This is a genomic window from Novosphingobium sp. 1529, from assembly GCF_040544855.1.
Classification (GTDB): domain Bacteria; phylum Pseudomonadota; class Alphaproteobacteria; order Sphingomonadales; family Sphingomonadaceae; genus Novosphingobium; species Novosphingobium capsulatum.
Genome location: NZ_JBEPKW010000003.1, coordinates 272,856 through 293,919 on the forward strand (window position 1 = coordinate 272,856; position 21,064 = coordinate 293,919).

16 protein-coding genes are annotated in these 21,064 nt (G+C 66.7%); 5 read left to right on the top strand and 11 right to left on the bottom strand.

All coding sequences use genetic code 11. The features are described 5' to 3' along the window. Window positions 1-10: 10 nt before the first annotated feature. Window positions 11-811: an SDR family NAD(P)-dependent oxidoreductase gene (locus tag ABIC78_RS09195; RefSeq protein ID WP_354489487.1), complete on the bottom strand. Its 801-nt coding sequence runs from the start codon at window positions 809-811 to the stop codon at window positions 11-13. Between the two features lie 2 nt (window positions 812-813). Continuing rightward, entirely contained in the window at window positions 814-1,593 is a 780-nt protein-coding gene (locus ABIC78_RS09200) for an SDR family NAD(P)-dependent oxidoreductase (protein WP_218016390.1), read from the bottom strand. 171 nt (window positions 1,594-1,764) lie between these two features. On the opposite strand from ABIC78_RS09200, the gene ABIC78_RS09205 reads away from it, so the two are divergent. Continuing rightward, window positions 1,765-3,225, top strand: a complete 1,461-nt coding sequence (locus ABIC78_RS09205) for an aromatic ring-hydroxylating oxygenase subunit alpha (RefSeq protein ID WP_354489137.1) — start codon at window positions 1,765-1,767, stop codon at window positions 3,223-3,225. Between the two features lie 68 nt (window positions 3,226-3,293). Then, on the top strand, window positions 3,294-3,995 hold the full coding sequence (locus tag ABIC78_RS09210) for a ThuA domain-containing protein (RefSeq protein WP_502915671.1): 702 nt from the start codon (window positions 3,294-3,296) through the stop codon (window positions 3,993-3,995). A 123-nt stretch (window positions 3,996-4,118) separates the two neighbouring features. Here ABIC78_RS09210 and ABIC78_RS09215 read toward each other — a convergent pair whose 3' ends face one another. The 4 genes from ABIC78_RS09215 to ABIC78_RS09230 form a co-directional block, all read right to left on the bottom strand. Beyond that, on the bottom strand, window positions 4,119-6,188 hold the full coding sequence (locus tag ABIC78_RS09215) for a phosphocholine-specific phospholipase C (RefSeq protein WP_354489142.1): 2,070 nt from the start codon (window positions 6,186-6,188) through the stop codon (window positions 4,119-4,121). 57 nt (window positions 6,189-6,245) lie between these two features. After that, a complete protein-coding gene (locus tag ABIC78_RS09220; RefSeq protein WP_054131408.1) occupies window positions 6,246-8,552 on the bottom strand; it encodes a TonB-dependent receptor in 2,307 nt (768 codons plus the stop codon). Window positions 8,553-8,678: 126 nt separating this feature from the next. Then, the gene (locus ABIC78_RS09225; RefSeq protein WP_354489144.1) at window positions 8,679-10,091 is read right to left on the bottom strand and encodes a purine-cytosine permease family protein; all 1,413 of its coding nucleotides are present in this window, start codon (window positions 10,089-10,091) and stop codon (window positions 8,679-8,681) included. A 104-nt stretch (window positions 10,092-10,195) separates the two neighbouring features. Further along, entirely contained in the window at window positions 10,196-11,185 is a 990-nt protein-coding gene (locus ABIC78_RS09230) for a GlxA family transcriptional regulator (protein WP_354489146.1), read from the bottom strand. 112 nt (window positions 11,186-11,297) lie between these two features. On the opposite strand from ABIC78_RS09230, the gene ABIC78_RS09235 reads away from it, so the two are divergent. Genes ABIC78_RS09235 through ABIC78_RS09245 form a run of 3 tightly spaced genes read left to right on the top strand, consistent with a single transcriptional unit; the run spans window position 11,298 to window position 14,745 of the window. Beyond that, window positions 11,298-12,191 (top strand): beta-keto acid cleavage family enzyme, encoded by an 894-nt coding sequence (locus ABIC78_RS09235; protein WP_107715308.1) that lies wholly within the window; start codon window positions 11,298-11,300, stop codon window positions 12,189-12,191. Then, on the top strand, window positions 12,191-13,672 hold the full coding sequence (locus ABIC78_RS09240) for a carnitine 3-dehydrogenase (RefSeq protein ID WP_354489149.1): 1,482 nt from the start codon (window positions 12,191-12,193) through the stop codon (window positions 13,670-13,672). Before ABIC78_RS09235 ends, ABIC78_RS09240 begins: the two co-directional genes overlap by 1 nt. Window positions 13,673-13,689: 17 nt before the next feature. Continuing rightward, the gene (locus ABIC78_RS09245; RefSeq protein ID WP_354489151.1) at window positions 13,690-14,745 is read left to right on the top strand and encodes an alpha/beta fold hydrolase; all 1,056 of its coding nucleotides are present in this window, start codon (window positions 13,690-13,692) and stop codon (window positions 14,743-14,745) included. A 107-nt stretch (window positions 14,746-14,852) separates the two neighbouring features. Here the strand turns inward: ABIC78_RS09245 and ABIC78_RS09250 are convergent, their stop codons facing one another. From ABIC78_RS09250 to ABIC78_RS09270, 5 genes are all read right to left on the bottom strand, one after another. Beyond that, complete coding sequence (locus ABIC78_RS09250) at window positions 14,853-15,392, bottom strand: RES family NAD+ phosphorylase (protein ID WP_354489153.1); 540 nt, start codon at window positions 15,390-15,392, stop codon at window positions 14,853-14,855. A 2-nt stretch (window positions 15,393-15,394) separates the two neighbouring features. After that, complete coding sequence (locus ABIC78_RS09255) at window positions 15,395-15,757, bottom strand: antitoxin Xre/MbcA/ParS toxin-binding domain-containing protein (protein ID WP_354489155.1); 363 nt, start codon at window positions 15,755-15,757, stop codon at window positions 15,395-15,397. A 136-nt stretch (window positions 15,758-15,893) separates the two neighbouring features. Beyond that, window positions 15,894-17,441: an alpha,alpha-trehalase TreF gene (gene treF / locus ABIC78_RS09260; protein WP_354489157.1), complete on the bottom strand. Its 1,548-nt coding sequence runs from the start codon at window positions 17,439-17,441 to the stop codon at window positions 15,894-15,896. After that, a complete protein-coding gene (locus ABIC78_RS09265; RefSeq protein ID WP_354489159.1) occupies window positions 17,438-18,913 on the bottom strand; it encodes a tryptophan halogenase family protein in 1,476 nt (491 codons plus the stop codon). Before ABIC78_RS09265 ends, treF begins: the two co-directional genes overlap by 4 nt. After that, window positions 18,910-20,928, bottom strand: coding sequence for a glucosidase family protein (locus ABIC78_RS09270; RefSeq protein WP_354489161.1), 2,019 nt, complete (start codon window positions 20,926-20,928; stop codon window positions 18,910-18,912). The genes ABIC78_RS09265 and ABIC78_RS09270 overlap by 4 nt, the downstream gene beginning before the upstream one ends. Window positions 20,929-21,064 lie beyond the last annotated feature (136 nt).

A 21,064-nucleotide genomic window follows, 5' to 3' on the forward strand; every position in this document is an offset into this window, starting at 1 on the left:
GCGTCTTTCCCTATTGCGCGGTCCAGCCGCCATCGATGACGAGTTCGGCCCCGGTCATATAGCTGGCGTCAGCACTCGCCAGGAACGCGGCGGGGCCAGCCAGTTCTTCCGGTTCGGCCAGGCGGCCGTTGGGCGTGGCTGCTTCCATCGCCGCGACCAGATCTTCGGGCTTTTCGGCAAAGCCCTTGTCCACCCAGCGCTGGAACCCGGCGTTGAGCAGCGGGGTGCGGACAAAGCCGGGGTGCAGCGAATTCGCGCGGATCGGCATGCGCTTTTGCGCAAATTCCACCGCGATGCCCTTGGTGAACAGGCGCACCGCGCCCTTGCTGGCGTTATAGGCGGATACTTCCGAATAGCCGACCAGCCCCATGATCGAGCTGACGTTGATGATGCTCGCCCCGCCGGCGACCTCGGCGCCGCTGCGCGCCATCAGCGGCACCAGCGCGCGCGTGCCCAGGAACACGCCATCGACATTGATCGCCATGATCTTGCGCCAGGCTTCCAGGCTCAAGGTTTCGACCGCGCCGGTCAGATCGGTGCCGGCATTGTTGACCAGGATATGGCAGCCGCCCTTGGCCTCCATCTGTGCGGCAATGCTGGCCCAATCCGCTTCGCTGGTAACATCGGCGCGCAGATAGGCCGCATCGCTGCCCAGCGTGGCCAGGGCCTGCGCCACGGCGGGGCTGTCGGGCGCGTCGAGATCGGTGATCGTCACCGCAGCGCCTTCGCTGGCCAGGCGCGTGGCAATCGCCAGGCCAATGCCGCGCAGGCCGCCGGTGACCAGGGCGATGCGCCCGTGGAGACGGGCCATCGTCATACCCCCATCATCCCGGCCGTGGTGGCGCCGTCGATCGTCAGTTCCGCGCCCGAGATGAAGCTCGCCTCATCGCTCGCCAGATAGGCGACCAGGCCCGCCACTTCCTCCACCTGCGCCATGCGGTTCATCGGCGCCATGCCTTCATAGATGGCGCGCACGGCGGCCGGATCGGGCTGGCTTTCCATGATGGCGCGGATCAGGTCGGTTTCCACCACGCCAGGCAGGATCGCGTTGACGCGGATGCGATAGCGCTTTTGCCCGCAATAGACCGCAGCCGACTTGGCCAGCGCCACGACAGCGGCCTTGGTGGTGGAATAGGTGACGTAATTGCCCAGCGGGCGCGCCGCATTCATCGACGAATTGATGATGATCGACCCCGTGGCGCCCTGGTTGCGGGCCATGGCGCGGATTGCGTGCTGCACGGTCAGCATCACGCCGGTCTGATTGATGCCCACGATCTTGGACCAGCCTTCGATCGTCACATCTTCGATATTGGCATCGCCCTGTTCGGTGCCGGCATTGGCGAACGCGATATCCAGCCGGCCATGCTCGGCCAGCACGCTCTCGATCAGGCCCGGCCAGGCGCCTGCATCTTCCACGCGGTGGCTGGCAAAGCGGCCGCCCACCTCCTGCGCCAGTGCCTCGCCCAGTTCGGCGCGCGATCCGGTAAACACCACCTTGGCGCCTTCGGCCGCGAGGCGGCGCACCGCGCCTGCGCCGATCCCGCTGGTGCCGCCGGTTACCAGCGCCACTTTTCCTTCCAGCCTCCTGGACACGGCCATTCTCTCCCGCATTTTGGTCTTGATGGGTGATCATGCCGCGATCCGGGCGCGCGCGAAACCTATGCTTTCAGCAAGGTGACTTGCGCCGCGTCGCCGTCCTAGACCATGCTGGCATGCAGGCCGGGCAGTCACGATCCGGCGCGAGAGGACAGGATGGCACCCACCATGGCAGCACCCGATACCGCAAGCGCAGACACCGTGGCCCAGCGCCCCACGCCCGAAAGCTGCGGCCTGCCGGTCAGCGAGGGGATCAGCTGGCTGGAACTGATGGCCGCCGATTCGCGGCCCGCGCCCGAGGTGCTGACCACGCCCAGCTATCAGAACCGCGGCAGCACGCCGATCGCCGCCGCGCGCTATACCAGCGAGCATTTCGCCCAGCTGGAGCGCGAGCGGATGTGGCCGCGCGTGTGGCAGTTTGCCGCGCGCGAGGAAGACCTGCCCGAGGCGGGCGACTACGTCGTCTATGAAAACGCCGGGCGCAGTTTCCTGATCTCGCGCCAGGACGATGGCTCGGTGCGCGCCATGCACAACGTGTGCCTCCATCGCGGGCGCAAGCTGCGCACCGAAGATGGCACGGCCGATCGCTTCGTCTGCCCGTTCCACGGCTTTGCCTGGAACAAGGACGGCAGCTTCAACCACATGCCGTGCAAGTGGGATTTTGCTCACCTCGATGAAAACAAGCTGGCGCTGCCGGCGGTAGAGGTGGGCCAGTGGGGCGGCTACATCTTCCTGCGGGAAGAGCCGGGCGGGCCGAGCCTGGAGGAATTCCTCGCCCCCCTGCCCGATCACTTCAAGCGCTGGCGCCATGAAGAATGCGTGACAGTGATGTGGGTGGGCAAGGAAGTGCCGGCCAACTGGAAAGTCACGGCCGAAGCCTTCATGGAAGCCTGGCACACCGTGGTCACCCACCCGCAGCTGCTGCCTTTCACCGGTGATTGCAACAGCGCCTACTGGACCTGGGGCGATCATGTGAACGTCAACCTCGTGCCGTTCGGCACGATGTCGCCGCATCTCGATCCGGCGGGCAAGAGCGAGCAGTGGATCGTTGACCAGTTCGTGAAATACAACGGCCGCAGCGGCGACAACTATGATGCCGCCGCCGATCCCTATGCTGTTGAAGTGCCCGAAGGCATGACCGCGCGCGAGGCGCTGGGCGCCAAGATGCGCGCCGCCTATACCGCGCAGACCGGCTATGACCACGATCACGCCACCGATGCCGAACTGCTCGATGCGCTGGTCTATAACGTGTTCCCCAACTTCGCCCCGTGGGGCGGGTTCATGCCCAACATCGTCTATCGCTGGCGCCCCGGAAAGACGCCCGATACCTGCATCATGGAAGTGCGCATCCTGATGCGCGTGAAGAAGGGCGAAAAGCATCCGCGCGGCGTGCCGATGAAGTTCCTGCGCCTCGACCAGAAATGGACTGAGGCACCCGAACTGGGCATCCTGGGCGACGTGTTCGAACAGGACATGGATAACCTGCCCTATGTGCAGGAAGGCCTCCACGCCTCCAAAACCGGCAAGGTGCAGCTGGGCAACTACCAGGAAATCCGCCTGCGCCAGTTCCAGCAGACGCTCGATCAATACCTCGGCATTCCCGAAGGCAGCGATGGAGCCGCTGCGTGAGCGAACCCGCGCAGAGCCACCCGCGCCGCATCGATTGCGTGCTGGTCTGCGGCGGGGTGTGGCACGATATGGATTTCGCCCGGCTGGAACTCCTGAAGCTTCTGGCCGACGATCCCGCCGTGCGCACCCGTGTGTTCGAGGATTACGAGAACATCGCCGCGATCGAGGCGGCCGATATCCTGATCACCTATACCTGCGACGTGACGCCCTCGCTGCCCGCGCAGGAAGCGCTGCGCGCCTGGCTGGCGCGCGGCGGGCGCTGGTATGCGCTGCACGGCACAAATTCGGTGCTGCGCCTGCTCGACCAGGGGCCCAACGCCGGGCTGTGGGATGCGCCGCGCTGGGCGCCGCTGTTCATGGACATGCTGGGCAGCCAGTTCATCAGCCACCCACCAATCGCGCCCTATCGCGTCGAAGTGGCCGATCCCGCCCATCCGCTGGTTGCCGGCGTGGAGCCGTTCGACACCACGGACGAGCTTTATCACCTCGAAACCCACGGCAACCTGCACGTCCTGCTCGATACCTGCTGCACCGAGCCGGGCACCGGCTTTGTCGAGGCCGCCGCCGCCCCCGGCCGCCATCCGGTGTTCTACATCAAGGACCACGGCCAGGGCGCGGTGCTCTACCTCACCCTGGGCCACTGCCGCGGGCACTATGACCTGCAACCGATGCTCGACTGGTGGCCCAGCGTGGACCGCTGCGCCTGGGATCTGCCGGTATTCCACGATCTGCTGCGCCGTGGCGTGGCCTGGCTGAAAGAACCGCTGTAGCGGGACCAAAGCGGGACCCCGGATCAAGTCCGGGGTGACGGTAACATGTTAGGATAGCTTTATGTTCTCGTCACCCCGGACTTGATCCGGGGTCCCGCTGTAATTATCAAAACCGCAACCAACCTACACCTCGACCATCGTCCCCATCGCCGGGTCAGACCAGCTCGGCTTACCGGTCTCCACGTGCCCAGCAAAGCGGCGGCGAAAGCCATCGGGGCCCTCCACGGCAAGATCATACCAGTGGTGGCTGGCGGCAATCGCCACCCGCACCGTGCGCGCCTGGCCGGGCGCCAGCACGATACGCTGCGGCGCAGCCGGTCCATAGGCCAGGTGCCGCAGCGACAGCGTCACCGGCGCCGCGCCAGGATTGGCCAGTGCCACCAGCAGCGTATCGCCCGCTTCCTGCACCGATACACGCGCGGGCGGCGGCAGCGGCCCAGCCAGATCGCGCACAAAGCCATTGGGCCCGCGCACCGTCAGGCGGCACGGCCCGGCAGCCAGGCCGGGCGGCCGATCGCGCAAGGTGGCACCGGCGGCCACGGTATAGGTCCACGGGCCGGCGGTGCCGCCGCGATCATAAACCTGGAATACCGCGCCTTGGCGGCCGGTATTGGCAAATTCCAGCTGCCAATCGGCGCCGCTGCCCACCTCGCCCACCGCCAGGCGATAGGGCAGCGCGCGCGCCGGGCGCTGGCCGGGTTCCTGCTGGGGCATGGCCTGCTCGGCCGGCGGATGCGGCTGCGGCAAGGCGGCCTGCGCGGCCACGCGGGCACGATAGTCGCCAATCGCTGGCAGTGCCTGCAAGGCATGCAACGCCGCTCCATCGGGATCGGCAAAATCGAACATATCGACCAGATCGCCGGTCACCGCGCGGCGCCAGGGCGAAATGTTGGGCTCCATCACGCCAAAGCGACGCTCTAGGAAGCGGATCACCGAAGTGTGGTCGTTGACGCCGGAATGGACAAAGCCGCCGCGCGTCCAGGGCGAAACAATCATCAGCGGCACGCGAATGCCCAGGCCCACCGGCTCGCCCTTGTAGGCCTCGCCATGCGTGTCCACGCTGCTCAGCCCCTGGGCACGGTTCACCGCCGGCACCGGGCCCGGCACATGGTCGAAAAAGCCGTCGTTTTCATCATAGTTGATGATCAGCGCGGTCTTGGCCCAGACCTTGGGATTGGCCACCAGCGCTTCGATCAGGCGCGCGGTCAGGCTTTCGCCAAAGGCCGGCGTCGCCTCGGGATGCTCGGAATAGCGCGCTGGCGCCACGATCCACGAAACCTGCGGCAGGGTATCGGCGGCCACATCCTTGGCAAAGGCAGAGACCAGGTATTGCGCCTGCGAGGTTTCCGCCGTTTCCGCGCTGGAGCCGGCAACCCACGCGCGCCCGCGGCGATAGAGCGAAGACGCACGATCGAGCCCACGGAAATTGGCGAAGTAGGGCAGCGAGTTGTCGCCGAAATTCTCGTATTCCTGATAGACCTGCCAGCTTACCCCGGCCTGTTCCAGCCGCTCGGCATAGGTCGTCCAGCGCGCCGCGCCGGGGAAATCGGCCTTGTCGCGCGCCATGTCGGCGGTCCAGTTGCCATCGTCGGCATTGTCGACCGCCTGGGCGCGATCGTCGTCTGCGCTCAGCCCGCTGGTGCCTGAAAACAGGAACATGCGGTTGGGATTGGTCGGCCCGTGGATCGAGCAGAAATACTGGTCGTTGATGGTAAAGGCATCGGCCAGCGCGTGGTAGAACGGGATGTCCTCGCGCACGAAATGGCCCATCGACTGCGGCGTCTTGTGCTTGATCCAGCTGTCGTATTCCGCCCAATCGGCAAAGGCGCCCTTCCAGCTGTGGTCCAGGCTTTTCAGGCCCTGGGCATTGCTGATCCGGCCATCCATGCGGAAGGGCAGCACCACGCCCTGGCGATCGGGCGTGGGCTGGTGAAACACGCTTTGCCCATTGCGCAACAGCAGCGGGCGCGGATCGCCATAGCCGCGCACCCCGCGCAGGGTGCCGTAATAGTGATCGAACGAGCGGTTTTCCTGCATCAGGATGACCACATGTTCGACATCGGCCAGCGTGCCGGTGCGCCGTGCGGCCGGCAGCGCCAGAGCCGTGGCGATCGATTGCGGCAAGGTTCCGGCCGCCCCGGCCGCCGCCACCGCTTTCAGGAAACTGCGGCGCGCCGGCCGATACGTCATCATGCTTGCCTCAATAAACAGGCGGATGCCGGCGCTGCGCTCGCCGGCATCCGTACTCTGTCAAAACCGCTTGCGCAGCGTGATCGAGGCCTGGCGCGGCGCCCCCACCAGCATCGACTGCAGCGTACCACCGGGGTCGGTGAAGGCCAGACCGTTCTCACCGAGCGTCGCGATATACTTCTTGTCGAACAGATTTGTGACGTTCCCCTGGATTTCCAGATTATGCAGCGGGCCGTCGGCGGCATCGAAGTGATAGCCCAGCGAGACATCGACCAGCACGCGGCCGGGCACGCTGGCATCGTTGGTATAGGTGTAATAGCGCTTGGACTGGTAATTGGCGCCGATCCGGCCGCTGATCACGCCATCGTCATAGGCGATCTCGGCGTTGGCGAGGTGCGCCGGAACCGTCGCCACCTGCTTGTTCTTGGTGGGGTAGAGCACGCCGCTGAGCACGTCGTCGTCATACCGCGCATCGGTATAGGAATACGAGCCATAGAGCGACAGCGCCCGGGTCAGGTGATAGGTGCCGGCCAGTTCCACCCCGTTGGTGGTGACCGAACCCACGTTGGACAGCACCGTGGCGCAGCCCACGATGATGGCGCAGGGCTGCACCGAAAGCAGCCGGTTCTCGAACTTGACGTGATAGCCCGCGATCGAGCCTTCGAAGTGATCGAGATGGAAGCGCAGGCCGCCTTCCACCGTCTTCGAGGTTTCCGGCTTGATCGTGTTCTTGATGGCCTGGAAACCGGCCTGGTTCGTCATGAACGGATCGGTGGTAAAGGCGCGCATGTTCTCGGCATAGCTGAGGAACGCCTCGACCTGGGGATTGAACGTATAGTTCACGCCCGCCTGCGGCAGGAACAGGTCACGCGCCTTGAGCCGGCCCGAGGTATCGCGCGCGGCGGCGCTGGATTGGCTGGCGGGATCGTACTGGTTGTCGACGATCACGCTGAGGCCCTTGAAGCCGGCGTTGATCTTGAGGCTGTCGGTGGCCTGGAAGGTATCCTGGACAAAGAACTGCGCGGTGGTGATCTTGAAGTTGTACTTATACTGCGTGTAGAACGGATTTTGCGGCCACTCGCGGTTGTCGATGCTCGACGTGGTCGAGTCCGCCAGCGGGAAGAACTGCCGCGCCGTGGTATACTTGTTGGATTCGTACCAACCGCCCAGTTCCAGTTCGTTTGTGCCGATCTTGTAGGTCAGCGCCCCGGTCAGGCCGCCACGCGCAATCTTGTACGAGGTGGAGCGGATCGACAGCGCCGCGCCGCCCGGCGTCGGGGTATAGGGCGTCCACCACGTACCGATGCCCTTGTTGTGGTGATAATAGGGCGAAATGCGCAGCGACAGGCCGCTGCCAAGGTCCGCCGTGAGGCTGGCACCGGCCAGGAAGTCCTTACGCAGGCCATAGCCATTGTAATAGGTATCATCGGCACAGATCGTCTGGCTGTATCCGGCGTAATTGGCGCAATACTTGGAATAGTTGACCAGATCTGATTGCAGGTTCTTGGCAATCGCCAGGGCGGTCTTGTAATCGTTGCGGATATAATCCCAGTTCCAGCCATATTTCTGGATCAAGGCCGGCGACATATCCATGTAGTCGTCGTCCTTGAAATCGGAATAGTTGGCAAAGGCCGTCAGCTTGGCACTCGTGCCCAGCGGAACCACGATCTTGCTGTTGACCGACCAGGCCTGCTGCTTGCCTTCGCCCTTCCACTTGGGCGCATCGAGCCACGATCCGCTGACATAGGCCTTGACCCCGCCACCCAGATCGCCGGTGTTGAGCCGGCCGAACAGGCGATAGGCGTTTTCGCTGCCATAGCTGGCCTGGGTATCGACGCCGAAATCGTCGGTCGGCGTCTGGCTGAAGAATTGTACCGTGCCGCCCAGGTTGGAACTCGACGGCGTATCGAGCGCGCCCGAACCCTGCGCCAGCGTGGAACTGCCGATGTTTTCCGAGGCGATGGCGCGGCTGATGTGCAGGCCGTTGAAATTGCCATAGCTCATGTCGCCCAGCGGCACGCCATCGAGCGTGAAGCCAAGCTGGTTCTGGCTGAAGCTGCGCACCGAAAAGCGCGTGGACCATTCGTTGGTACCCAGCGCATTGGCCGATTGCACCGAAACGCTGGGCAGCTTTTCCAGCACCTTGAGCGGGCTGGTACCGGGCGTGGCGGCCTTGATATCAACCGCGGTAACGGTCTGGACCTGGCGGGTTTCGCCACGGCCATAGACAACGATGGGACTGCCTTCGTCATCGCCCCCGGCAGCAGACGCCGGCGTTGCCGCATCGGGTGCTGATTGCGCGAGGACGGGTGAAGCGGCGCCGGCGAGCGCAAGCAGAGCAACGCCGGATAGATGCTTATAACGCATATGAATTCCCCCATGTGTTGTACTGAATGATCACGGGAACGCGGGCGTTATGCGCTTGTGCGGACTCACCGGATCAATTCAGCCAGGTCCTCCTGTCAAAAAAGTTATGCAAAGCGCAACTTATGGTCAACAAACGCTTTGCTTATGCTGCGGCACCTCCATCTGTTGCGTTGCCGAAACGTTTCTGCACAAGACGAGATAGGCCAGCGCCGAGACCGGCAAGCCGATCAGCATCGAGATGTCTGCCCCGCCCAGGGCGCGCGCGACCAGCCCTGTAAAAACATGCGTGCTGAAGAACGGCACCATGGCCAGGAACCCGGCAAGATAGGCGATCAGCCCGCGCGCATTCCACCGGCCATAGATGCCGTCTGGATCAAATATCGCCGCAATCGAATAATGCCCTTTTCGCACGATGTAGAAATCGACCAGATTGATCGCCGTCCATGGCGTGAAGATATACAGCAGCACCGACAGCAGCATTTCGTAATCGTGCATGAAATCCTTCGATGCGGAAAACGATAGCGCCGAAGCCAGCACCGTGACGATCACCAGCGACACCACCCGTTCGCGGATCGTGCTGCGCAGCGTCATGAAGGAATCGGCAATCGACAGCAGCGTGAGCGACGCCCCGTAAAAATTTAGCGAAGTGGCCGTGATCAGCCCGGCAAAGGCCACGACCAGCAGCACCATGCCGAACCCGGGTACGATCTGGTCACCCACCATGCGCGCGGCGGCAATCACGCCATCCTGCGGCAGCGCGGCAGCGGCGATCGCGCCCACCGCCATCATCCACACCCCGCCCAGCATGGCGCCGCCAAAGGTCCACCAGAACGCCGCGCGCACGCCTACTTCGGGCGGAAGATAGCGCGAATAATCAGAAACATAGATCGACCAGCTGAGCTGATACGCGGCCGCGGCAAAGAACTGCAGCAGGAACGGGATCATCACGAAGCGATGGGGATCGAACTGCCCGGCGGGCAGTGGCACCAGCCAGGCTGCGCCGGCGGTAAACACCGCCAGGATCGCGATCAGGGCAAAGGCCAGCGTGCGCTGCGCCCGGTGGATCAGGTCATAGCCGATCAACGCCACGCCCATCGCCAGAATGGTGAAAACCGCCATCGTCGGCCGGGCCGGCAGGCCGGCCAGTTCCTGCACCGTCTGCGCCGCCAGCACCTGGTTGAACGCGTTGTAGCCAACGTAGGTGATCAGCGCGACCACCCACACCAGCAGCGCCCCGCGATAGCCGAACTGCGGGCGCGACTGGATCATCTGCGGCAGGCCCAGCTGCGGCCCCTGCGCCGCATGGAACGCCATGAAGAACGTGCCCAGCGCGCAGCCGCCCACGATCGCCACCAGCGACCAGAACAGGTTGAGCCCCATGGCGATCCCCAGCGCGCCAGTGGCCAGCGTGGCCAGGTGCGCATCACCGGCAAACCACACCGGCCACAGATGCCAGACTTTGCCGTGCCGCTCGGCCAGCGGCACGAAATCGATCGAATGCGCCTCTATCCGCGAGCGCGTAACCGGTTGGCTGGACATGGCCCATTTCCCCCGTCTTGGCGGGTCGTGCCTGTGCACGCCCGTGTGTACACGCGATGCTGGGGGGCTTGGCCAGAGGCCGCAAGGGGGGAAATGCGCAAGGCTCAATCGGCCGTGGCGGCGCGGGCAAAGCGGGTGCCACGGCGGGCGGCGGTGGCGGTGATGCCAAACGCGCGGCGCAGATCGCGGGTCAGCGCCGATGCCGAATCAAAGCCCGTGGCCAGCGCCACGTCGAGCACGCGCAGGTCGGTGGTTTCGAGCAGCACTCGCGCCCGTTCCAGCCGCAGCCGGCGATAGTGGCGCTGCGGCGAAACGCCCAGATGCGCCAAGAACAGCCGCTCCAGCCGGCGCACGCCCACGCCTGCCTGGCGGGCGAGGTCGGCCGAGCGCAACGGCAGATCGAGATGAGCCTCCATCGCGGTGATCGCGCGCAGCAGGTACGGATCGCGGATCGCCAGGCGCTGGCCGGCCGCCATGCGCTGCCCTTCGCCGGCTGGGCGAATGCGGTCGTGGATGAACTGTTCGGCCACGGCATTGGCAAAAGCGAGGCCATGGGCGCGGGCGATGCGTTCGAGCATCATGTCGAGCGCGGCGGTGCCACCGGCACAGCTGAACAACCGCTCGCTCAGCGTGTAGAGCGCATCGGCCACGGCGATCTGCGGCCAGGCCTCGCGAAACCCGCTTTCCGCTTCCCAGTGGATCGCCACCGGGCCCGGCCCGGCCACCCCGGCCTGGGCCAGCAGCACGATGCCGGTGTCGATCGCGCCAAACCGCCCGCCGCCGCGCCCAAAGCGGCGCAGCGCGGCCAGCCCGGCGCGCCCCAGGCCGCGTTCGGGATGGAACCCGGCGCACACGATCAGCGTGCCCGGCGGATCGAGCGCAGCCAGCGGCGCATCGACCACCACGCGCATCCCGCTCGATGCCGCCACCGGCTCGCCATCGGCGGAATGCAGGCGCCAGGCAAACAGCGGCTGGGCGGCCAGGCGATTGGCCACGCGCAGCGGCTCCACCGTGGAGAAGAACGCCAGGGCGGAAAACCCCTCCACCAGCAGGAAATCGATTCGTTCAGGCGGGGGGATCGCGGGTTCGGTCATCGCCGCGCAGGAAAACACGTCGCGTCGTAAATTGCATCATCTGTGTCGTTTTCAGCGTTAAATTTTCGCGGCACCTGCCGCATGCTGGCATCATCAGCACGGGGGAGTTGCGATGCAGAGCGACGTGTTCATCACTTGCGCGGTTACCGGTTCGGGCGACACCGCCAGCCGTCATCCCGACCTGCCGATCACGCCGGCGCAGATCGCGCAGGCCTCGATCGAGGCGGCCAAGGCCGGCGCCGCGATTGCCCACATCCATGTGCGTGATCCGCAAACCGGGCAGGCCAGCCGCGATGTCGCGCTCTATCGCGAAGTGGTGGAGCGCATCCGCGAGTCCGATACCGACGTGATCATCAACCTGACCGCCGGCATGGGCGGCGACGTGGTGTTCGGCGCGGGCGAAAATCCCCTGCCGCTCAATCCGGTGGGCACCGACATGGTCGGCCCGATGGAACGGCTGGCCCATGTGGTGGAACTGCTGCCCGAAATTTGCACGCTCGATTGCGGCACGATGAACTTTTCGCTGGGCGACTATGTGATGACCAACACGCCCAGCCACCTGCGCGCCATGGCGGCCAAAGTGCAGGAACTGGGCGTGCGGCCCGAACTGGAAGTGTTCGATTTCGGCCACCTGGTCTTTGTCAAAGACCTGATCAAGGAAGGCCTGCTCGACGACCCGGTGATGATCCAGCTGTGCCTGGGCATCCCCTATGGCGCGCCCGATGATCCGGGCACGACCATGGCCATGGTCAACCAGCTGCCCGCGGGCGCCACGTTCTCGGCCTTTTCGATCGGCGCGCGGCAGCTGCCGTTCGTGGCCATGGCCGTGCTGGCCGGTGGCAACGTCCGCGTCGGCCTGGAAGACAACCTCTATCTCTCGCGCGGGGTCAAGGCCTCCAACGCCGATCTGGTCACCCGCGCCCGCACGATCATCGAGGCGATGAACGTGCGCGTGATGGGCCCGGCCGAAGTGCGGGAAAAGCTCAAGCTGCGGAAGGTGGCGTAATGGCGGCGCACTCCATCGCCCGGGCGGGGCTGGTCGGCGGCGGCGTGATCGGCGCCGGCTGGGCGGCGCGGATGCTGCTCAACGGCATCGACGTGGCGATCTTCGATCCCGACCCGGAAATCGAACGCAAGGTACAGACCGTGCTCGCCGCCGCGCGCCGCGCCTGGGACAAGCTGGTGCCCGGCGCCCTGCCCGCGCAAGGCCACCTGCGCCTGGCCAGCAGCGTGGAAGACGCCGTAGCCGATGCCGATTTCGTGCAGGAAAGCCTGCCCGAACGCGAAGACCTCAAGATTGCGATCCTGGCCCGCATCGACGCCGCCACGCGGCCCGACGTGGTGATCGGCTCGTCCACCTCGGGCCTTTTGCCCACACGCCTGCAATCGGGCATGGCCCATCCCGAACGGTTGGTCGTGGGTCATCCCTTCAACCCGGTATACCTCCTGCCGCTGGTTGAAATCTGCGGCGGCGCCCAGACCTCAACCCAAACCAGGGACCGCGCCGCCGCCTTCTATTCGGCCATCGGCATGCACCCGCTGCATGTGCGCAAGGAAATCGACGGGTTCATCGCCGATCGGCTGCTCGAAGCCTTGTGGCGCGAGGCGCTGTGGCTGGTGAACGACGGCGTGGCCACGACCGAGGAAATCGACGACGCCATCCGCTTTGGCGCCGGGCTGCGCTGGTCGTTCATGGGCACGTTCCTGATCTATCGCATGGCCGGCGGCGAGGCTGGGATGCGCCATTTCCTGGCGCAGTTCGGCCCCGCGCTGAAACTGCCGTGGACCAAGCTGGAAGCGCCCGAACTGACGCAGGAGCTGATCGACGCGGTTGCCGCGCAGTCTGACGACCAGGCCGGCGACATGACGATCCGCGCGCTGGAGCGCCAGCGCGACGATTGCCTGATCGCCGTGCTTTCGGGCCTGCGCGGGCAGGATTACGGCGCTGGGCAAACCCTTGCCAGCTATGCCCGCCGCCTGATGGAGCAGGCCCCCGCCCCGCTCGCCAGCAGCATCGACGAACGCCGGCCCCTGGCCCTCCACGCCACCGACGTGGCGCCGGAATGGATCGACTACAACGGCCACATGACCGAGCATCGCTACCTCCAGGTGTTTGGCGATACCACCGATGCGCTGCTGCGGCACATCGGCGTGGATGCGGCCTACCTGGCGCAGACGGGCAGCTGGTTCACCGTGGAAACCCACATCCGCCATCTGGGCGAAACCCACGCGGGCGATCGCCTGGTGGCCGCCACGCAAATCCTGGGCGCCGATGCCAAGCGCGCCCACGTGTTCCACAGCCTGTTTCGCGGCAGCGACGGGCAACTGGTGGCCACGGCCGAACAGATGCTGTTGCATGTCAGCAAGGACACCGGCCGGGCCGGGCCGGCCACCGGCGTGCCGGCGGCGCGCATGGCGGAACTGGCAACGGCGCAGGCCGATCTGCCGGTTCCCGATGGCGCCGGCCGCCGGATATCGCTGGGCTGAACAGAAAGGAAAGACCGATGCGCCGCCTGATGATCGCGTTTCTTCTGGCGGCCACGGCCGCACCCCCGGGCCTGGCCAAAGCACCAGCCCAGCCCGCCGCAATGGTCCCGCCGCTGCCCGATCGCTTCGACGATTTCGGGCCGGCGGTGCAGGCCTTGACCCTGCCAGGCGGGCGCGTGGTGCATTTCACCGACAGCGGTGACCTGGGCGGGCGCAGCGTGGTGTTCATCGGCGGCACCGGCACCAGCGCGCGCGCCAGCGGGATGACCGACTTCCTCAAGAGCATGCGCGTCGCGCTAAAACTGCGGTTCATCACCGTGGAACGCAACGGCTTTGGCGATACCGCCTATCAGCCGGGGTGGACCTATGCCGATTATGCCGGCGAGGTGCGCGCCGTGCTCGACCACCTGGCGGTGCAGCGCTTTGCCGGCGTGGCGATTTCGGGCGGTGGCCCCTATATGGCCGCCGTGGCCGGGGCGATGCCCGATCGCGTGATCAGCCTGCACATGCTGGCCACCGCGGCCACCAATCCGCAGGGGCGGCAATGCGGCGTGCCGCTCGCCACGCTGGCGCAATCCCTTGCCGGACAAGTGCAGAACCCGCAAAGCTGGTGGGCCTTTCCGGCTACCAGCCCGACGCGGCGCATCCCCGGCTTTGCCGATCGCGCGTTCGAGGAAGGCGCGCGCACGTTCTTCATTCGCGGACAGATGGGCGATCCCCTGCCCGAAGCGGCCGAGATGCAGCGCTATTGCGGCGCGGCGCCCGATGTTTCCAGGATTACCGCGCCGGTGCACATCTACCAGGGCGGTGCCGATCCGCTGGTCACGCTGGACCAGGCGGAATACTGGCACCACCATTTCCCCAACGTGGTCGCCTTCCGTGTCTATCCCGGCGAAGCGCACGACGTGCAATATCGCCACTGGGACCAGGTGCTGATCGAACTGGCCGGGATCACCGGGCAAACCGTGGTGTGCCAAGGCGGACACAGCGCAACCCTCGCCGATGCCAAGGTGCCCGCCGCGCTGGCCAAGGGTGCCAGCCTGGGCCTGTGCGCATGGCAGGCAAAGAATTGACCGCCTAGAGCATTTTCAAGGCAGGTGGAATCACCTGCCGACTCGGAAAATGCGGCAAATAAAAATGCTAGAGCGCCGGCTTTGACGCAGTCAAAGTCGATCGCGCTCTAGCGCCAGGAACTGTCGTCGCGCGGCAGGCGGCCATGATCGTCCACCACGCGCACCTGGTGCGGCGGCGCATCGGCCCAGGTCCAGAACACCACGTTGCGATCGTCGGCCTGGGCGCGATGGGCAAAGCTGGGCACGATCACGCCCGCCGCGCCTTGCCCCACCAGCCGCGTTGCCAGGTGCCAGGTGGGCGGGATGTGCCCGCGATCGGCCAGGTCTTCCCAGGCGCAGGCCAGGTCAGCCGGGGCCACGCCCAGCGCCGTCAGCGTGGCCGGATCGGTCAGATCGACCAGATCGGCGCAATCCACGTCATAGGAACACAGCGTCAGCGGCTGCGCCTTGAAGGCAAAGCCCTGCTGCGCTTCCAGCCAGGCGGTTTCAGGCCGCAGCGCGGTGTAGAACGCGGGCATGCCCACGGGATTGAAGCGCCCGCCATGGCGCGCCGCGCCTTCTCCCGAAACCGGATCGAACGCCCAGCGCGGATGGTGCGCGCGATAGACGGCGCCGCTCAGGCGGCTGAACGGCAACGGATCGGCCACGCTCAGGCAAAGCCGCCCTCGGCCATGCGGCTGAGATAGCGCTTCACCGCTTCCCCCCGCCCGGCGTGGACCATATCCTCTGCCGTCTGATCCCCGAACGAAGGCAGCGGCTGCGACCGATACCAGGCAAAGGCGGCCAGTTCCGAGCCGGCCCAGGGGATCACGCGGTTGACGATCTCCACCATGTCACGCAGCCGCTTCTGCGTGGCGGGCGATGCCACGCGGCTGGCCTTGGACACACTGTCGCGCGACAGGCCCAGCGCATGGGCCAGTTCGGTCTTGGTGATGCGCAGGCGGCCCGAGACGACATCGGGCGAAACCGCCCCGCCTTGCCCCACCATATCTGCCAGAAACGCCGTTGCCACGTCTGCCTCACCAATTGCCGCGATATAGGGGCAATATACGTGGCAATGGCGGATTTGCAAGATGGGCTCGGCTTAGGTTTCCACCACCCCCAACCCCCTCCTCTTCAGAGGAGGGGGTCGGGGGGTGGTGCGAACCCTAGCCCTGCGGCTCGTATCGCTCCAGCAACACCCGCGTCACGCCGTTGGTCCAGCCAAAGCCATCCTGCAGCGGATATTCCCCGCCGCCGCCCGGCGCGTGGGCTTCCACGTCATACTTTTCCAGCATCTTGCCGGTGCTGTCATAGGCGGCCTGCACCGTGCCCAGCCACGCGCGCGCGATGGTCGCAGCAAGATCGCCCTCGCCATAGCGCAGCAGGCCTTCGTGGGCGATCCATTGCAGCGGTGCCCAGCCGTTGGGATCGTCCCACTGCTGCCCGGTGCGCAGCGGCGTGGTGCGCAAGCCGCCCGGCGCCAGCAATTGCGCGCGCACCAGCCGGGCCACGGCCTGCGCCTGATCGGGCCGGGCCAGGCCCACGAACAGCGGATAGAGCGTGGCGGCCGAAACGCGGGGGCTGGCCTGGCGGATTTCGCGGTCCCAATCGGCAAAGCGACCCTGCGCCGGCAGCCACAGCCAGCGCTGGATGGCACGGGCGCGGGCATCGGCCTGGGCGGCAAAGTCGGCCGCGCAGGCGCGGTCTCCCGCCTCGGCACAGCGGCGGGCGATGGCCTTTTCCTGCGCCCACAACAGGCTGTTGAGATCGACCGGCACGATCTGGGTGGTGCGGATCGTTTCCAGCCGCGCCGGATCGCCCAGCCAGCGGGAGGAATAGTCCCACCCGCTTTCCGCCCCGGCGCGCAGATCGGTATAGACCTGATCAGCCGGCCGGCCCGACGTGCGGGCGGTGGCCACATCCTCGCGCCAGGATTCATCGCGCGGGCCGGGTGCATCGTCCCAATAGCGGTTGAGCAGGCTGCCATCGGGCATGCGCACCACGCGGGCCGCTGCACCATTTTTGCGCGCGGCGGCGGCGCCTTTCATCCAGAACGCATGCTCGGCCCGCAGCGCCGCGAGGTGCCGCGCTGCCGTGGCGGCATCGTGGCGCGGATCGAGATCGGCCATCAGCGCCAGGAACGGCGGCTGCGAGCGGCCGAGGTAATAGGTGCGCGTGCCATTGGGCACAAAGCCATAGCGCGCCACCAGGCTGTCGAAATCATCGAGCATGCCGGCGATCAGCGCATCCTGGCCGTCGGCCTTGAGGCCGAGCATGGTGAAATAGCTGTCCCAGTAATAGATTTCGCGAAAGCGCCCACCTGGCACCACATAGGGCTGCGGCATGGCCAAGGCCGATGAACCCGGCGGCGGGGTGAGCGCCGGGCGGGTCAGCTGCGGCCACAGCGCGGCGATATGCTCGCGCAGCGATGGCCGCGCCCCCGGCTCGGCCGGCACCACGAAGTGCCGGTTCACAAAGGCGCGCAGCGCCGCCGGGCCCTGCGGCTGCTCCGCCCGCCACGCAGCCATCACCGCATCGGGTGCCTCACGCGGGGTGGCGTCGGCAAAGGTCTTGCTGTCGGGATAGAGCCGCGCCGCCTGCACCGCTTCAAACAGCGGACCGAACAATACCTGCGGCGGCGGCTGGGGTGAAGGCGCCACCTGCCCCATCGTGGCTAGCGCCACCAGGGCAAGTGCGAGGGGGCGCAGCCTCATGCCCGGTCTGCCCGCAATTGGGCCAGGCTCTTGGCCACGGCGGCCTTTACGGCATCGAGGTGGCGCAGGTTTTCCGTTTCGCTCATGCTGTCGAGCATCGGATTATGATCGCCCGCGCGCAAGCCCTGCCCGGTCATGACGGCAAACCAGCTGGCATCGCGGAACAGCTCTTCGCCACGCAGCATCAGGCGCCCGCTCGATGTGAACTGCTCCACCTTGTAGGCCAGGCTTTCGGGCAGGGCCGTGGCCTGGCAGTGCTGCCACAGCGGCTCGCTGCGGCCTTGGGTGAAGTGATAGTGCAGCACCAGGAAATCGCGCACGTCTTCCATTTCCTGGGCGAACACGCGGTTGTATTGCTCGGCCAGCAGCGGCGCGCAGTCCTGGCGTGGGAACAGCGACAGCAGCTTGCCGATCCCGGTCTGGATCAGGTGGATGCTGGTCGATTCCAGGGGTTCGAGGAACCCGCTGGCCAGGCCGATCGCCACGACATTGCCGATCCAGGCGCGACGGCGACGGCCGGGGGTAAAGCGGATCAGGCGCGGATCGGCCGTGGGCGTGCCGATCGCGGCGATCAGGCTGTCGCGCGCGGCATCGGCGGTTTCGAACCGGCTGGAAAAGACATAGCCATTGCCCACGCGGTGTTGCAGCGGAATGCGCCAGCGCCAGCCGGCCGCCGCCGCCGTGGCGGTGGTGAACAGCGGCGCGGCCGGATCGGCGGCGGTGGGCGCGGCCCAGGCGCTGTCGCACGGCAGCCAGTGCGACCAGTCTTCAAAGCCAGCCGCCATCTGCCCTTCGATCAGCAGGCCAGCGAGGCCCGAACAATCGATGAACAGGTCTGCCGCCACATGCTCCCCCCGCTCGGTGGTGAGCGCGCGGATGAAGCCGGTCTCGCCATCGCGGTCGATCGCCGTCACGCGCCCCTCTTGGCGGCGCACGCCGCGCTCTTCGGCCATGCGTCGCAGGAACGCGGCATAGAGGCCGGCATCGAAATGATAGGCATGGCCCAGCGTCGAGAGCAGCGAGCGCGGATCGCCGCTGCCCCGGGCAAAGACGCCGGCCCGCGCCAGTTGCGTGGTCAGCGACACGGCCTCGATATCGATCGCGTGCCCGCCGTTCCACGCGCGGATCAGGCGGTGCGGCAGCATCTGCGCATCGCCCGGCAGGCCATAGGTGCCGAACGGATGGAAATAGGCGCTGCCCTCGCCCTGCCAGCCGCGAAATTCGATGCCCAGTTTCCAGGTGGCGCCGGTTGCCTGCATGAACGCCGCTTCGTCCAGGCCGATCAGCTGGTTGAACCAGTGGATCGTCGGGATCGTCGCTTCGCCCACGCCGATCGTGCCGATGGCATCGGATTCAATGAGGGCAATGGCCACGCCCTGCGGCGCCAGCGCCTTGGACAGGGCCGCTGCCGTCATCCATCCGGCGGTGCCGCCACCCAGGATGGCGATCGAGGCAATCGGCGCGCCGCTCATCGCAGGCCGCAGCCCGTCATGCCCGGCGCCGGCCGCTTGAGCGCCAGATAGACCGTGCTCCACAGCTGCGCGGCGTTGGATTCATCGGCATCGCCGCCGCGCGCGCCAAAGGCTTCCACCTTGTAGCGCCCGCCCGTCACGCTCCATGACCACAGCTCGGAACTCTGCACCGCACGGCTGGCATCGATCGCCTGCCACAGGGCGCCTTGCGCGCCGCGCACCTTGGCGCAGACCGCGCCGGGCAGATCGGTACGCGCGGCCTGCCGCGCCAGGCCAGCGGCGGCCAGCGCCTGGTGCCACGACCACACCACCGTGCCGTGATAGGCATTGCGGCCAAAGCGCGCCTGCAACGGTGCCGGGGCCAGCGCCGGATCGGCCACGACCATGCCCGCCCCGGTCATCAGCCCGGCGGGAAAGGGCCGCGCCATGGTATCGGCGGCCAGGGCCACCTGATCGGCATCGGGCCTGCCCATCAGCAGGGCAAAGCCTTCATCAGAATGGATAATCGGCACCGGCTGGCCCGCCCCGTCGAGCGCAATGGCGTGATAGCGCAGCGGGGCATTGCCCAGCGCGGCAAGCGCAGGGGCCGCCGGCACGCCTTCCTGCCGGGCATAGGCATCCACCCGCGCGCGCGCCGTGGCAACGTCCACGCTTTGCAGGAACAGGCGCGGCGCCTGATCGTGCCAGACCTGCGCCATGTGCCCCACGCGCGCCAGCATCGCGCGATCATCGGGCGTGGCATAGGGATCGAGCAGGCCGGCCTGGGCCATGGCCGCCGCCGCATCGAGCGCGGCCGGCACCAGCACGGCGTTGACATCATAGGGATAGCGCCCGCCGCCCAGGCCATCGTTGCTGTCCCGCCATTCGCCCGCATCCATGCCGGGTTTGAGCGCGATGAGGTTTTGCCAGCGCGGATCGCGGGCAAAGGCGTCGGCCGCCTGCACCACATGGCGCAGGTTGCGGATCAACGCCGCGCCCAGCGCGGTATCGCCATCGCGCTCGGCCAGGAAGGCTGCGGCGCGCGCCTGGCCGCGCGGATCGTCCACCATGTAGGCGCGCGCCACCGGCGCCAGCAGAAACGCGCTGTCGATCATCGCATAGTTGTAGGTGGGCGCATCGCTCGCCCCCTGCCCGGCGGCAAGATGATCGAGCACGGCAAATTCGCCGATGTCTTCCTCGTGCGCCACGTTGCCATCGGCCGACAAGCGGGTGAGCACCGAGCGCAGGCCGGTTTCCACCGCAGGGGGCGTCAACACCGGCATGAGCAGCCGCACCGACATCAGCGTATCCCGTCCGAAATAGGTGTTGAACCGCCACGAACCGGCCAAGAATTTCTCATGATAGCTCAGGAATTGCAACGCGCGCCGCGCCGCCGGATCAGCGGCGGCCTGCAGGGTGAGCAGGGTTGGCGCGGTATAAGGCGTGAGCGCGGGATCGCCGCTCAGCGCGGTGATCGCCAGGGTGATGCGCCCATCGCGCCCGGCCAGGATCGCGCCATCGGCCACGCGGCCATGGGTTACGGTCAGTGCCAGGCGATAGCCGGCATGCCCATCGAGCCGGTCCCGCTGCCACACCACGCTGTTGCCATCCACGCGCGGCGCCACCAGCACTTGCGCCGGCGCCTTGCCCAGCGCCTGGTAATCGCGCAGCACGCGCACGCTCGACAGCACCGCCTGCTTGAGATCGAGCCGGGGCGTGGTGATCTGTGCAGCCAGGCGCACCCCGCGCAAGGGGCGTCCCTGCGCATCGGCTTCATGCACCGGCACCGGCGGCGTGGTCAGCGTCCAGCGCGCCGGCTGGGCAAGCTTGCCGAACCACAGCCCGGTCCCGCTGTTGCCCGCGGGAAACGCCACGATCAGGCGTGGATCGCTGCCCGAACGCAGCACCACATGCGCCGCGACATCGCCTGCTTGCACGAAGGAATTGAGATTGAGCCCCTCCTCCACCACCGGCGCCGGTGCCGCCCCGGTCAGCAGCAGCAGGGCAAGCGGGGCCAGCACGCGGGTAGGGATCATGGGGTGTCCTTTGAATAGCGCAGCAATCGTTCCTCCCATCGTCACCCCGGGCTCGACCCGGGGTCCTGCTTTTTCTTGCTGCGTCACGCCAAGCTCCAAGAAGCGGGACCCCGGATCAAGTCCGGGGTGACGAAGG

Excerpts from the sequence above, each read along its gene's own strand:
- ABIC78_RS09195 (WP_354489487.1), bottom strand. The coding sequence starts at position 811 with ATGGCCCGTCTCCACGGGCGCATCGCCCTGGTCACCGGCGGCCTGCGC.
- ABIC78_RS09205 (WP_354489137.1), top strand. The coding sequence starts at position 1,765 with ATGGCAGCACCCGATACCGCAAGCGCAGACACCGTGGCCCAGCGCCCC.
- ABIC78_RS09210 (WP_502915671.1), top strand. The coding sequence starts at position 3,294 with ATGGATTTCGCCCGGCTGGAACTCCTGAAGCTTCTGGCCGACGATCCC.
- ABIC78_RS09215 (WP_354489142.1), bottom strand. The coding sequence starts at position 6,188 with ATGATGACGTATCGGCCGGCGCGCCGCAGTTTCCTGAAAGCGGTGGCG.
- ABIC78_RS09220 (WP_054131408.1), bottom strand. The coding sequence starts at position 8,552 with ATGCGTTATAAGCATCTATCCGGCGTTGCTCTGCTTGCGCTCGCCGGC.
- ABIC78_RS09225 (WP_354489144.1), bottom strand. The coding sequence starts at position 10,091 with ATGTCCAGCCAACCGGTTACGCGCTCGCGGATAGAGGCGCATTCGATC.
- ABIC78_RS09230 (WP_354489146.1), bottom strand. The coding sequence starts at position 11,185 with ATGACCGAACCCGCGATCCCCCCGCCTGAACGAATCGATTTCCTGCTG.
- ABIC78_RS09235 (WP_107715308.1), top strand. The coding sequence starts at position 11,298 with ATGCAGAGCGACGTGTTCATCACTTGCGCGGTTACCGGTTCGGGCGAC.
- ABIC78_RS09240 (WP_354489149.1), top strand. The coding sequence starts at position 12,191 with ATGGCGGCGCACTCCATCGCCCGGGCGGGGCTGGTCGGCGGCGGCGTG.
- ABIC78_RS09245 (WP_354489151.1), top strand. The coding sequence starts at position 13,690 with ATGCGCCGCCTGATGATCGCGTTTCTTCTGGCGGCCACGGCCGCACCC.
- treF (WP_354489157.1), bottom strand. The coding sequence starts at position 17,441 with ATGAGGCTGCGCCCCCTCGCACTTGCCCTGGTGGCGCTAGCCACGATG.
- ABIC78_RS09265 (WP_354489159.1), bottom strand. The coding sequence starts at position 18,913 with ATGAGCGGCGCGCCGATTGCCTCGATCGCCATCCTGGGTGGCGGCACC.
- ABIC78_RS09270 (WP_354489161.1), bottom strand. The coding sequence starts at position 20,928 with ATGATCCCTACCCGCGTGCTGGCCCCGCTTGCCCTGCTGCTGCTGACC.